We start from the raw sequence: 12923 nt of genomic DNA on the forward strand, positions 1-12923 counted from the left end.
CCCGCCGCTCGCCGGCCGATGAGGGAACTGTGGGCAAGCGCATCGGGCCGCCCGCCGGAGGACGGCGACGGTTGTCGTTAGCCTCGGAGTAGTTGCATCCGCAATCCTCATCGTCGTCACCGAAGGTGGAGGCCGTCGCCGTGCCGAAGCTGCAGATCATCATCTCAAGCACCCGCCCGGGTCGGGTCGGGCCGTCCATCGGCGCCTGGGTGGCCGAGCAGGCGGGCGCGCGCGGCGGCTTCGACGTCGAGCTCATCGACCTCGCCGACGTGGACCTCCCGCTGTTCGACGAGCCGAAGCACCCGCGCCTGGGCGACTACGCCCACGACCACACCCAGCGGTGGGCCGCCTCGGTCGCCTCGGCGGACGCGTTCGTCTTCGTCATGGCGGAGTACAACCACTCGTTCACCGCGCCGCTGAAGAACGCACTCGACTTCCTGTCGGCCGAGTGGCAGCACAAGCCGGTCGGTTTCGTCAGCTACGGCGGGGTGGCCGCCGGCACCCGCGCCGTGCAGGCGATCAAGCCCGTGGTCGCCGCCCTCTCGATGATCCCCGCGGGCCCGGCGGTGAACATCGCCTTTGTCGGCCAGAAGATCGATTCGACCGGCACGCTGCGGGCCGACGACGCGATGGAGGCCGCCGCGAAGCTGATGTTCGATGAGCTGGCTCGCTGGATCGAGGTGCTCGCCCCGCTACGGCCTGGGCGCTAGCGGGCCCGCGCAGATGTTGGGGGCCGGCGGCGGGTCGGCGGCGAACCGGTCCGCGATCCAGCTGTACATCTCGGGAAGGGACGCGTCGACGACCGTGCGATGGTCCGCGATCGCGTAGCGGTGGTAGGCGACCTCGGTGCCGGTGGCGCACAGGTCGCGCACCACACCATCCGTCACGGGCTGATGGATCACATCGTCGATATCGCCCTGCAGCACCAGTACAGGGGCCATCCGGGCGATGACCGCGGTCCGCTGCGCGGCGAACACCGAGGCGTAGGGCTCCGTGGTCAGCGGGTCGTGGACGAACACGGTCGCGCTGGTCTGCCCGGAGCTCGCGACGAGCAGATCTACCGCGCACTTCTCCCGGGCGATCGACAACAACCGCTCTCCCTGCGCGGTGAGGTCGTCAGAAAGCCGCACGCCGGGATCGATCACCGAGACGCCGAACGCCGCCAGCAGCACGTAGGCGACTCCGTTGGGCGCGGCCAGCATGCTGCGCAGCGAGTTCTGCACGTCAGCCAGGGGCGCGGTCGTCGCCACCCCGCGGATATGGAGTTCCGGCGCGTAGCGGGCGGCCAGCGCTCCGGCGGCCAACGCGGCCTGGCCGCCCTGTGAGTAACCCCAGATGACCACGCTGCCGCCGGCGTGCGCGGCCGGCAGCGCCCGGGCGGCACGGGCGACGTCGAGCAGCGCCTGGGCCTCCGGGCGGGCGACATAGATCGCGTGCTCGCCGGGAGTGCCGAGCCCGATGTAGTCGGTGACGGCGAGCACGTATCCCTGCGTCACCAGCCCGAGCGCCCCGCCGATGGATGACAGCGGCGGGTTGGACCTGGACGGCGCGCACGCGTCATTCACGCCGGTGGTCCCATGCCCGAAGGCGACCACCGGCCGGCCGCTTGCCAGGACCGGGCCGCCCTGCCCGGCCGACGGAGCGACCACCAGCCCGGAGGCCACGACGTCGGCGCCGTTCTGGTCCCGCGTGTGGTAGACGATCCGCCAGGCAGCCATGCCATCTGACGGGGTCAGCGGCATCGCCGAGATCAGCTCGCCCGGCGCGCCCGGCCTGATGTCCGCGGGTAGCTCGGTGTCCGCCTGGGCCGGCCCGGCCGTCGCGGRCGCGGCACCGCCACCATCCCCACCAGGGCCACAACCGGTCAGCGGCGCGGTCGCGCACCCAACGGCCAGAGCCGCCGCGACGACAACCAGCCGTCGCCGCGCCCGCCGTCTGCCCGGTCCACCCGGAGATGCCTGCGTCCGCACATGTTGAGGTTATTCACCCTCCGTGTCGGCGAACGTTTCACGTGAACCAACTTCACCCGCTATGACCGCACGCACAACCGTCGCCAACCGTCAACCGTCGATCGCTTCGCCGCCCCACACCCAAAGCGGCACCCGATCCGGTCCCTGCTGACGTCGCACGGCCCCCGGCCGCCCGGCCGCGGCATGCCGTGGGACACACGCTCCGGCCATGGCCTCCGCACCACGGCCTCGGACCCACGGCCTCCGGGCCACCGCGCCTCGAAGCACGGCCTCCGGCCGGCCCAGCCGAGCATTGCCAGCCGCTCGCCTGGCGCGCGGAGGCGCTGGTTACCCTGATCTGGACCCACGGACTGGGCCATCGACGAGCGGGCATGCCGTTCCCGCGGGCGGCTGGCCATCCTCGCGACCGCGTCCGCTCCGGAGGCCCGCACTGTGACCACCTCGATCGCGGCGAACACGCTTGCCCTTCCCGCCTTCCTGAATGCCGACACCCTGGCGAAGGCCGGCATCGCGGTTATCCTGATCATCGTCTTCGCGGAGTCGGGGCTGCTCGTCGGCTTCTTCCTGCCCGGCGACTCGGTGCTGTTCACGTTCGGCATGCTGATCGCGCGGGGCGAGATCTCCACCCCGATCTGGCTCGCCTGCCTGTTGATCGGCATCGCGGCCGCGGCCGGCGACCAGGTGGGGTATCTGTTCGGGCGCAAGGTCGGCCCCGCGCTGTTCCGCCGGCCGAACTCCCGGGTGTTCAAGCAGGAGCACATCGAGAAGGCACACGCCTTCTTCGAGCAGCATGGCGCCCGGTCGATCGTGCTGGCCCGCTTCGTCCCGGTGATCCGCACCTTCACGCCGATCATCGCCGGCGTGAGCCGGATGAGCTACCGCACGTTCGTCGTCTACAACCTGATCGGCGCCGTGATCTGGGGCTGCGGTGTGACGGCTCTCGGCTACTTCCTCGGTCAGATCGGCTTCATCCGGAACAACATCGAGGCGATTCTCGTCCTCATCGTGCTGATCTCGGTGGTCCCGGTCGCCTACGAACTCCTGCGCGCCCGCCGCGCGGCCAAGCGCCGCTCTCCCGACATCGTGCCCGCGATGCGAGACGCGCTGGACGACGAGGTGCTCGACGCCGAGATGCACCCGGCCAGCCACGAGACCACCCAGGTCCTCGCCCGTCCGCGTTCCGGCGCTTCCGTCCGGCCACCGGCCGCGCGTCCCGCCGCTCGCCGCGCTGAGGGGGGCGGCCGCCACCGTCGCTGACGGATCCGGCCGCACACGAAAAATCCCGATCGCCTGCTCGTCGATACGGGGGGATTCGACGAGCAGGACGACCGAGACGAACGTTAGCTTACGCCTTCACAGGCCGGCGTGGCACAACAGACGACATCTGGGTACTCAGTTTCTGGAACCGAGGCTTCTGGATCGGAGGCCTTCTGGGACCGGGCTCCCGGAGATCAKAGCGCGTCGGAGCCGCGCTCGCCGGTACGCACTCTGGCCAGCCCGTCGACCGGAGTGATCCAGATCTTGCCCGCGCCACTCGCGGTGCTCGAGGCCGAGCGCAGGATGACGTTGACGACGTCCTCCGCGTCAGCGTCCTCGGTGACGATCTCCAGCCGGACGTTGCTGACGGTTTCGTCGTGGAATTTCTGCCCCCTATGCGTACTGGTACGCCAAACTTCCATACCGTAGCCGGTTACCTGGCTAGTCGTCATGCCATGGATACCGAATGTAGTCAGCGCGGCGCGTACGTCGGCTACCCGGTGCGGGCGGAGGATTGCGGTGACAAGCTTCACGACCAGGCCCCACTCATGCGCTCGGACTGCGGGTTTTCGTTCCGCCAAAGCGTAGAGCCGACGCGTGGCGGGCCGCGCTGCCCACCCTTGCTCATCTGGAGGAACGCCGTATGTCGCTGGCCGATCGCGCCCTGGCGCCAGATCCTCTCGACCTGCTGCCGCCTGCCCCCGCCTTCGCCCTGACGAGCACCGACCTGACCGACGGCGAGCCGCTGTCCCTGGCCCAGGTGCACGGCAGCGCCGGCGGGCAGGACGTCTCCCCGCAGCTGTCCTGGTCCGGATTCCCGGCCGAGACGGCCAGCTTCGTCATCAGCTGCTATGACCCGGACGCGCCGACGGGCTCCGGCTTCTGGCACTGGACCCTCGTCGACGTCCCGGCGTCGGTCACCGAGCTGGCGACGGGGGCCGCCTCCGGCGACCTCTCCGGCCTGCCGGCGGGCGCCTATCACGTGGCTTGTGACTGGGGAACGAAGAACTACGGCGGCGCGGCGCCGCCGGCGGGCGACCGCCCGCACCGGTACGTGTTCGTCGTGCATGCGGTCGACGTCCCGAAGCTGGAGATCAACGACGCGGTCTCGCCCGCGGTCGTCGGATTCAACCTGGCGTTCCACACGCTGGCCCGGGGCGTCCTGCGGGCGACCTACCAGCGCTGAACGGCCCATGGCAACGCCGAGCGTCCATCCGGGGCGCTCGGCCCGCCCAGGCACGATCCCCGCGTTCAACCCGCGAACCCCGCCACCTCGTCGGCCCGGGACCAGGCCAGGCATCGTCACCCGCCCGGCCCGGAATCACGCAAGAGGGCGCCTCGCGCCCGATCGCGGGCGCCGGACGCCCGCGATACCGTGACGAGGCGGGGCCGGGAGCCCAGCAACCAGGACAAGGAGAGCGCCCGATGATGCGCAGGCTTGCGTTGATCGCCGCGGTGGCCAGTGCCGCCGCGCTGGCCGCCCGCTGGCGCCGGGACAAGGGCGACCAGATCGATCTGTGGCGGGAGGCGACCTCCGCCACCACCGGCCAGGACTAGCCAGCGGGGCTGGCCAGGCGGTCCGGAGCTGGCTCTGGCGGCCGACCGGGATGGTCGCGTGATCCATCCCGGTCCCCCAGCCCCACCGGCTGACATCCCGCTGGGTCAGGCCGCGGCGGTGTCGTCGGCCGGCCGCCGGGTACGCCGGCCGCGGCCGACGGTCGCGCCGAGTACGGCGAGCAGCACGCCACCCATGAAGATGATCGTTGCCATGACGTTCACCTGCGGCGGGACGCCGACCCGCGTCGCCCCGAAGACCCACAGCGGGAAGGTGAGYGTTCCGCCCGCGTTGAACTGCGTCATGATGTATTCGTCGATCGACAGCGAGAAGGCGAGCAGCGCGCCCGACATCACGCCCGGGAAGATAATGGGCAGGGTGACCAGCCGGAACGTCGCGAACGGACCGGCTCCCAGGTCGCGCGCCGCTTCCTCGAGACTCAGGTCGTAGCTGGCCAGCCGTGTACTGACCACCACCGCGACATAGGCGATGTTGAACATCGCGTGCGCGATGAGGATCGTCAGGTAGCCGCGCGGAATACCCAGCGTGATGAACAGCGAGAGCAGCGACGCGCCAAGTACCACCTCGGGCGCGGCGATGTTCGCGAACAGCAGCAGGTTCACGGCGCCCTTGCCGCGGAACGCGTGCTTGCCGATCGCCATGCCGATCATCGTGCCCAGTACGGTCGCGATGAGGGTCGACAGCACCGCGATCGTGAGCGAGTTCTCCAGCGCGGTGGTCAGGTCGGGAATGGCCCCGATGCGTTTCCACCAGGTGAGGGTGAACCCCTGCCAGTTGTTGTTCTGCTTGCTGTGCGTGTCGTTGAAACTAAAGACGATCATCGAGATGATCGGCGCGACCAGCCACAGCAGGATCAGCCAGGTATAGACCCGCAGCAGGTGCTCGCCGAGCCGGCCGCGCACGCGTCTGCCCTTGCCCTTGGGCATGGCCCCGGATGCCGCCGAGGCCGACGCGGCCGGAGACGGCGTCGAGGCCGGAGCCGGAGCCGCGCTCATCGGGTGCCCATCTCGAAGACGTCGCGGGTGCCGAGCACACGCGCGTAGATGAAGATCCCGACGAGCAGGATCACCATCAGGATGAACGAGATCGCGGAGGCCAGCGGATAGTCCGCGTTCGTCAGGAACGTCGTCTGGATGATGTTGCCGATCATCGTGTCGCTGGTGCCACCGAGGATCGAGGCGTTGACGTAGTCCGAGGTCGCGGGAACGAAGGTGAGCAGCACGCCGGCGAACACGCCCGGCATCGACAGCGGCAGCACCACCCGGCCGAACACCGCCGCCCTGCCGGCGTAGAGGTCGTCGGCCGCCTCGAGCAGCTTCGGGTCCATACGCTCGAGCGCGACGTAGATCGGCAGCAGCATGAAGGGGAACGAGTTGTAGGTCAGACCCCCGATGACCGCCGTCGAGGTGGCGAGCACCCGGAAGTCGTCCGGCAGCAGGCCGATGTCCTTCAGGTTGCCCAGCAGCACGCCGTTGTCGGCCAGCAGGAACTTCCACGAGACCGTCCGGATCACGAACGAGACGAAGAACGGCAGCAGCACCAGGAACAGGTAGGTCGAACGCCGCYGCCCGCCGTGGAACGCGATCCAGTACGCCATCGGGTAGGCGAGCACGACGCACAGGACGGTGCAGATCCCGCCGTAGGCGAACGACCGGATGAACTGGTCGGAGTACTGCCTGATCGCGTCGGGGTAGACCGCGAAGTTGAAGGTCTGCGCGAAGCCGTCCACGACGTTCCCGGTCTGCAGCGAGACCGAGAGCATCACCAGCATCGGGACGACGAAGAAGATGGCGAGCCACAGCCCGCCCGGCAGCGCCAGCAGGTACGGGGTGAAGGGCGATCGCCACCGCGCCCCCCGCCGCCCGCGCCGGGAGCTGGGCGCTCCCGGCGCGGGGGCGACGGTGGCCGCGGATCCGGTGGTCACGACTGGTAGACCGGCTGGAAGATCTTGTTCCACTCGGTTTCCTCATCGGTGGTGAGGACGCGGAACCGGTGGGTCTTCGCGAGGTCCGACTCGCTCGGGAAGATCAGCGGCGAGTCGGCGAGCGCCGGGGACACGTCCTGCTTGGCCCCCGGCACCGGGGTGATGTAGTTGATGTACTCGGCCAGCATCGCGGYGATCTCCGGCTTGTACACGTAGTCCATGTAGGTGATCGCGTCGACCGGGTGCTGGGCGGTGATCGGGATGCACATGTTGTCGGTCCAGAGGATCCCGCCCTCCTTCGGCACGACGAACCGCAGGTCCTTGCCGCCCGCGACCTGCTGGTACACGTCACCGGACCACGCCATGGAGATCCACAGGTCACCGGCCGCCAGCGCGTCGATGTAGTCCTGCGTGTAGTATTTGCGGACGATGCCGTCGGTGCGCTGCTTGTTCAGCTTCTCGGCGGCCTTCTTCCAGTCGTCCGGGGTGGACTTCTCCGGGTTCACCCCCATGCCGACGAGCGCCAGGTTCGGCAGGTCGAGGTTGTCGCCGAACATGCCGACGTGGCCGGCGAACTTCGGGTCGAACAGGTCCTCGTAGCTGGTGATCTCACGGCCGGTCTTGGCCGGGTCGTACGCGATGCCGGTGAGCCCCGACTGCCAGGCGACCGTGTACTTGTTGCCCGGGTCGTACGACGGGTTCTTCACGCTGGCGTCCGCGTTCGCCGTGAACGTGGGCAGCTTCGCCTGGTCGAGCGGCGCCAGGTAGCCGAGCTGGATGAACTTGTCCAGGAAGATGCCGTTGGTGATGACGATCAGGTCGGCGCCGATCGACTTGCCGGCGGCCAGGCTCGGCCGGACCTTGCCGAAGTACGACTCGTTGTCCTGGATGTCCTCGCGGTAGTTGACCTTGATTCCCGTGTCGGCCTTGAACTTGTCCAGCGACGGGTTGGACTTCCCGTCCTCCGACACGTCGATGTAGAGCGGCCAGTTCGAGAAGTCAAGCGTGTTGGTCTTGGTCTTGCCCGCCCAGAAGTCGCTGGGCACGACGCTCGCCGAGTCGTCCTTCTTCTCGCCCTTGACCCCGCAGGCGGCCAGCAGCGCGGCCGCGCCGGCGAGGCCGCCCAACCGGAAGACGTCGCGACGGCCCAGCCTGGGCTGGGTCAGCCCGCGCAGGAGCGCCGGATTGACGGCGGGGGCGGGCGTCTGGTGCGCGCCGGGATGGTCCGAGCTGCCGTGAGTCGTCACAGTGGGGGTCCTCCGCGAGATGCATTGGTACTAGCGTTGTTCGCTGTGCTTGGGCGGCCCAGGCAGCCCAGGCGGCTCAGGGGGTGCAGGGCGCAGACGGCTCAGCCGGCGGCGGACACCGGCTCACTCGGTGCCTCGGCCGCGGCGGGAGCGGCGTCACTGGGAGCGAGCGCGTAGGAGTGGTCCTCTCGCCAGGACAGCCACACCTCGTCCCCGCGACCCGCGAGGTCGCTCGCGTCCGCGCTGTTCTGCCAGAAGACCGTCATCTCGTCGCCGCCGGCGGTGAACACCGTGTACGTGGTGTTGGTGCCCAGGTAGACGACCTCGGTGACCCGGCCGCGCAACACGCAGACGTCACCGTCGGGCCGGTCGGCGGTCATGTTGATCTTCTCGGGGCGGACGGTCAGCTCGACCACCGACCCGGTGACCACGCCGCCGAGCCCTGCATGCACAGGCACCATCAGCCGCTCGTCCGCGCCGGCGTCCAGGATCGCGACCGGACCGGTCTCGTCGGTGGTCACCGTGCGCACGGACCTGCGGAACACGTTGGACGTGCCGATGAAGCCGGCGACGAACCGGGTGCGTGGCCGCTCGTAGAGGTCGCGCGGCGCGRCGAGCTGCTCGATCCGGCCCTTGTTCATGACGGCGATGCGGTCCGACATGGTCAGCGCCTCGCTCTGGTCGTGCGTCACGTAGACGAACGTGATCCCGACCTCGCGCTGGATCCGCTTCAGCTCGATCTGCATCGTCTGGCGCAGTTTGAGGTCCAGGGCGCCGAGCGGCTCGTCGAGCAGCAGGGCCCGCGGCCGGTTGACGAGGGCGCGAGCGAGCGCGACCCGCTGCTGCTGGCCGCCCGAGAGCTCCCGCGGCCGCCGGTCGGCGAGCGCTCCGAGCTCGACCAGATCGAGGATCTCGCCGACCCGGCGGCGTACCTCGCCGCGGGCGACACCCTTGCGCTTCAGGCCGAACGCGACGTTGCCCGCGACGTCGAGGTGCGGGAAGAGCGCGTAGCTCTGGAAGACCAGGTTGACGTCGCGCCTGTTCGGCGGGACGGACGTCACGTCCAGGCCGTGCAGCAGGATCTGGCCACGGCTGGGCTCCTCGAACCCGCCGATCATGCGCAGTGTGGTCGTCTTGCCACAACCGGACGGGCCGAGCAGGGAGAAGAACTCGCCCTCGGCGATCCGCAGGTCGATGGTCTCGACGGCGGCCACCGCGCCGCGCCGCGACATGTACTCCTTCGCGACGCCGACCAGCTCGATCGCGGGCGGCGCAGCGCCCGTTCCATCGGTGGGCACCGTCGTGGACACCTGGGTGGACACCGACCTCGCAGCGTCCACCGCGTCCGCGGCGGACGCTGGCCCCTCGTCCGCGGTCACCGCCAAGCTCGCACCCGCCTTCCTTACTTTCTGTGACAGATCTGCGGCAACCCGTAGAAGTTGCGCACTGGCGCCGAGCCAGACTGACAGCGGAACGATGCCTCGACAAGGGATCCGACGTAAAGGTTCGATTTCCCAGCCGAATCAGAGCCCACCGGCGCCTCGGACCAGGGATTCCACTCTCGTTCGTTTGTCACGCGACGGCCGGCCGGGGACATCGCCAACGCYGCCACCTGCATGGACCGGGTCGGGGACGCGGGACACGGCCTCGGGAGACCCCGTGACACTGCTCGCGCAGGGAAACCGTCTGTGTACGAACGGATTCCAGGACGCGTAGTCCTGGCGTGGCACTGCCCCTCTGGTGGTCAGCGCGCGGGCGGAGCGTGTCCGGCGAAGCTCCCGCTGACCACCGGTGGGATGGGCCCGCGCACTGTCGAGAACGTTCTTCGGTGCCCACCCGTGGTCAGCGTCTTTGGCAAGGCCGCGCAGCCACTCGGCGATGCCGCACGGTCAACAGGCGCCATCGGGCCGGCGGCACCGACCGCCGGTGGGCACCGTGTGGAGATCGCCGCGGGTGCGGCGCGGGCCATGGCCGCGGCCGACGATGGCCAGCCACGGGTACCGCCGACGGGCCATCGTGCGGCGGTTTCCACCGAGGGTCACCGTTCCCCGGTCACAATCCCCGTCTCGCCCCCGTCCAGCCCCGTCTCGCTGGCAGGACGACGTCCTTGCGACGCTGCCCCTCTGATGGTCAGCGTCGCGAGGACGCTTGATGGTCAGCACCGGCAAGGACGCGGTGGAACAGAGCGGACGGTGTCCCTGTGGATGGGCAGCGTCCGCCCGCGGACGTGTGATCTCGCGGTGTGGTCCTGGGCCTGGCCGCCGCCACAGCTCGGCGACGACCGCCGGTTGGACGGGCGGCGCGCGGTAGCCCATCGTGAGCTGGTGGCCACCGAGACTCGGCCCGGCACCCGGGAGCCAGGCATCCCGCCGTCCGCGCGGGAGACGCACGCCATGCCGGTCGGCTCCGGCTATGTCCCGTCGCCCATCCCCCATGACCTGCTCGCCGGGGCGTTCACCGGCCATCGGCGGCTGCTCGCCCTCGCCTCGGCCGTCGAGGACCAGGTCACCGCCCGCCCGTCGCTGCTTTCCGGCTGGACCGTGGGGCATGTCCTGAGCCACCTGGCCCAGGACGCGGACACCCACATCAGGTTGTTCGAGTCCGCGGCGACCGGCCGTGATCCCGGCGCTGGCTCGGACTCGTGCGTGGACCTGGACGTGGCCGCCGCCCGGCCGGCGCGGCTGATCCGCGATGACCTCGCGCGGGCCATCGCGGCGCTCGAGCGCGCCTGGGACCGCACGCACGTCGACGTCTGGCGGACCGGGATCGCGCACCATGGAAGGGCACCGACGAGCCTGACCGACCTGGTCTTCGCGCGCTGGCGTGAGGTCGAGGTGCACCTGGTCGACCTCGGGCTCATCGACAGGGGCGGCCCTGGCTGGGCCGACCTGCCGGCCACCTACGTCGACGCCGAGTGGGCGTGGAGCACGGCCCGCCTCTCGGAACGGTTGCCACCCGAGGTCACCGTGCTGCTCGCGCCGGGCGACCGGCCGTCACGCGCGTTCGGCGACGGCCCACGGATGGTCACCGTGCGAGCCTCGACCCTGGAGACACTGCGCTGGCTTCTCGGCCGGCTGCCCACGGCGGCCACCCCGACGGAATGGCCACCGCTGGCCCCCTCGGGCTGAGCGTCCAGGGAGCGCTCCTCACCCGCCTACTCGCGACCCCGCCTACTCGCGACCGCCTGTTCACGGCACGGCGTCCACCCAGGGACGGCGCCCACTGGTGGGCACCGTCCCGCACCATGTCGCCACTGCCTCCGACGCCGGTCCTCTTCCTTCCGCCTGCTCTGCCCTCCTTCCGCCAGGCCGGCTGGACCGTCCGGGACGGGCGGAAAGGGGGCCGGCCCAGCGTGACCCGGCCGTGGTCACCGTGGTCACCACGGATCCCCTGCATGGTCACCGTGATGGTCACCGTGGCGGACCGCGGCCCATGACGGCGGCCGACGACCCTGGCTATGCGCCGGGGCGGGGTGGTAGGGAGACAATGGTCGGGTGCGCGCGCAACATGCCGGTATRACCGGCTTTCCTGGCCGTCAGGGCCGCCGCATGCGCACGGATGCTCAGCTGCGCGACTCCGCCGGGCCCGGGCGAAAAAGGCGCGAGAACGGCGGGGCCCCGCGCTGCCGGCCGACACGTGGCGGCTTCGGGCTGACACGGGCCGGGTGGGCGGCGCGAGGGGGCCGGCGTTGATCACGATGGCGCTGTTCAACAACAAGGGTGGCGTCGGCAAGACGACGCTGACCTTCCATCTCGCGCACATGCTGGCGCGGCAGGGGCACCGGGTGCTCGCTGTCGACCTCGATCCTCAGGCGAACCTGACCGCGCAGTTCCTCGACGAGGACGAACTCGCGACGTTGTGGCAGGAGCAGGGCGCCACCGGGTCGCCGGCGAACGCCGGGCTCGGCTCGACGGGGTCCTCGGCCCCGCGGCACCTCGACATCCTCGGCGGCGGGCGGCGCCCGCGGATCGCCGCCGGCACGGGGACCATCGCCACGGCGATCGCGCCGATCATGGAGGGTGTCGGGGACGTCGCGCTGTTCGATCCCGTCTCCGTCGACGACAACGTCTGGCTGCTGCCGGGCGACGTCGACCTTTCCGTCTTCGAGGACAAGCTGTCGGCGGCGTGGCCGAACAGCTTCCTCGGCAAGGACGTCGCCGCGCTGCGCACGACCACCGCGCTGCATCGGGTCGTCGACCACGGCGGGCGCGCGGTCCGCGCCGAGATCGTGCTCATCGACGTCGGGCCCAACCTGGGCGCGATCAACCGGGCCGCGCTGCTGTCCGCGGACACCGTGCTCATGCCGCTGGGTGCCGACCTGTTCTCGCTGCGCGGCCTGCGCAACCTCGGACCGACGCTGCGGGACTGGCGCTCCACCTGGCAGGGCATGGTGCTACCGAAGGTGCCCGACCGCATCGCGGCGCCGCGCGCCCTGATGATGCCGATCGGGTACGTCATCATGCAGCCGGCCTCGGGCCGGGACCGGCCGGTGCGGGCGTACGACCGCTGGCTYGACAGGATCCCCGAGGTGTTCGCGACGTCGGTGCTCGGCTCTCCGCGCGCCGACCCCTTCGACAGGTCGTTCGAGATCGCGAACCTGCCGCACTACCAGGCACTGATGCCGCTGGCCCAGGATGCCCGCAAGCCGATGTTCGAGCTGCGAGCCGGCGACGGCGCGCTCGCCGCGGCCCAGACCCAGGTGCGCAAGTGCTACCAGGAGTTCCGCGACCTGGCGGTGAACGTGCGCGAGCGGCTGCGCTACCTCGACCCGACGCTGCCCCGTCTGCCCGTCTCCGCCTCCGGCAACAGGCAGTAGCCGCCGGCCCCCGCCCCGGCCCCCGCCCCCGGCAGCACCAGCACCAGCACCAGCACCAGCACCAGCACCAGCCAAGCAGACAGGGATGCCGCGCCTCATGCCCGCGCACCGCCGCTCCGCCGACGGGACCTTG

Annotated in this window: 12 protein-coding genes; 6 read left to right on the plus strand and 6 right to left on the minus strand. The window is 70.4% G+C overall.

Annotation, left to right across the window (positions count from 1 at the left end):
- Positions 1-140 precede the first annotated feature (140 nt).
- Entirely contained in the window at positions 141-710 is a 570-nt protein-coding gene (locus BL253_RS13120; RefSeq protein WP_076816860.1) for an NADPH-dependent FMN reductase, read from the plus strand.
- Here the strand turns inward: BL253_RS13120 and BL253_RS13125 are convergent.
- A complete protein-coding gene (locus tag BL253_RS13125; RefSeq protein ID WP_241834748.1) occupies positions 693-1742 on the minus strand; it encodes a lipase family protein in 1050 nt (349 codons plus the stop codon). The two genes, BL253_RS13120 and BL253_RS13125, sit on opposite strands and share 18 nt — an antisense overlap.
- 660 nt (positions 1743-2402) lie before the next feature.
- On the opposite strand from BL253_RS13125, the gene BL253_RS13130 reads away from it, so the two are divergent.
- Positions 2403-3227: a DedA family protein gene (locus BL253_RS13130; RefSeq protein WP_076816750.1), complete on the plus strand. Its 825-nt coding sequence runs from the start codon at positions 2403-2405 to the stop codon at positions 3225-3227.
- Between the two features lie 194 nt (positions 3228-3421).
- On the opposite strand, the gene BL253_RS13135 is transcribed toward BL253_RS13130, so the two are convergent.
- Positions 3422-3760, minus strand: coding sequence for a P-II family nitrogen regulator (locus tag BL253_RS13135; protein WP_076816752.1), 339 nt, complete (start codon positions 3758-3760; stop codon positions 3422-3424).
- A gap of 110 nt (positions 3761-3870) precedes the next feature.
- Here BL253_RS13135 and BL253_RS13140 point away from each other — a divergent pair, with 110 nt between their 5' ends.
- Positions 3871-4413, plus strand: a complete 543-nt coding sequence (locus BL253_RS13140) for a YbhB/YbcL family Raf kinase inhibitor-like protein (protein ID WP_076816753.1) — start codon at positions 3871-3873, stop codon at positions 4411-4413.
- 239 nt (positions 4414-4652) lie between these two features.
- Positions 4653-4784 (plus strand): DLW-39 family protein, encoded by a 132-nt coding sequence (locus tag BL253_RS42900; RefSeq protein ID WP_241834749.1) that lies wholly within the window; start codon positions 4653-4655, stop codon positions 4782-4784.
- 105 nt (positions 4785-4889) lie between these two features.
- Here the strand turns inward: BL253_RS42900 and BL253_RS13145 are convergent, their stop codons facing one another.
- The 4 genes from BL253_RS13145 to BL253_RS13160 form a co-directional block, all read right to left on the minus strand.
- Positions 4890-5798 (minus strand): ABC transporter permease, encoded by a 909-nt coding sequence (locus tag BL253_RS13145; protein WP_076816755.1) that lies wholly within the window; start codon positions 5796-5798, stop codon positions 4890-4892.
- Positions 5795-6727, minus strand: a complete 933-nt coding sequence (locus tag BL253_RS13150; RefSeq protein WP_081438268.1) for an ABC transporter permease — start codon at positions 6725-6727, stop codon at positions 5795-5797. Before BL253_RS13150 ends, BL253_RS13145 begins: the two co-directional genes overlap by 4 nt.
- Positions 6724-7974: a polyamine ABC transporter substrate-binding protein gene (locus BL253_RS13155; RefSeq protein WP_076816757.1), complete on the minus strand. Its 1251-nt coding sequence runs from the start codon at positions 7972-7974 to the stop codon at positions 6724-6726. The genes BL253_RS13150 and BL253_RS13155 overlap by 4 nt, the downstream gene beginning before the upstream one ends.
- A gap of 101 nt (positions 7975-8075) precedes the next feature.
- Positions 8076-9353, minus strand: a complete 1278-nt coding sequence (locus tag BL253_RS13160) for an ABC transporter ATP-binding protein (RefSeq protein WP_076816758.1) — start codon at positions 9351-9353, stop codon at positions 8076-8078.
- Positions 9354-10298: 945 nt separating this feature from the next.
- Here BL253_RS13160 and BL253_RS13165 point away from each other — a divergent pair.
- Positions 10299-11102 carry a maleylpyruvate isomerase N-terminal domain-containing protein gene (locus tag BL253_RS13165; RefSeq protein ID WP_241834750.1) on the plus strand — a complete coding sequence of 268 codons (804 nt, stop codon included), beginning with the start codon at positions 10299-10301 and terminating at the stop codon, positions 11100-11102.
- 560 nt (positions 11103-11662) lie between these two features.
- Positions 11663-12790 (plus strand): ParA family protein, encoded by a 1128-nt coding sequence (locus BL253_RS13170; RefSeq protein ID WP_076816867.1) that lies wholly within the window; start codon positions 11663-11665, stop codon positions 12788-12790.
- Positions 12791-12923 lie beyond the last annotated feature (133 nt).

It is taken from the genome of Pseudofrankia asymbiotica (assembly GCF_001983105.1).
Lineage (GTDB): Bacteria > Actinomycetota > Actinomycetes > Frankiales > Frankiaceae > Pseudofrankia > Pseudofrankia asymbiotica.

What these genes read in the sequence shown, in the direction of transcription:
- BL253_RS13125 (WP_241834748.1), bottom strand. Translation starts at nt 1,742, where the DNA reads ATGCCGCTGACCCCGTCAGATGGCATGGCTGCCTGGCGGATCGTCTAC.
- BL253_RS13140 (WP_076816753.1), top strand. Translation starts at nt 3,871, where the DNA reads ATGTCGCTGGCCGATCGCGCCCTGGCGCCAGATCCTCTCGACCTGCTG.
- BL253_RS42900 (WP_241834749.1), top strand. Translation starts at nt 4,653, where the DNA reads ATGATGCGCAGGCTTGCGTTGATCGCCGCGGTGGCCAGTGCCGCCGCG.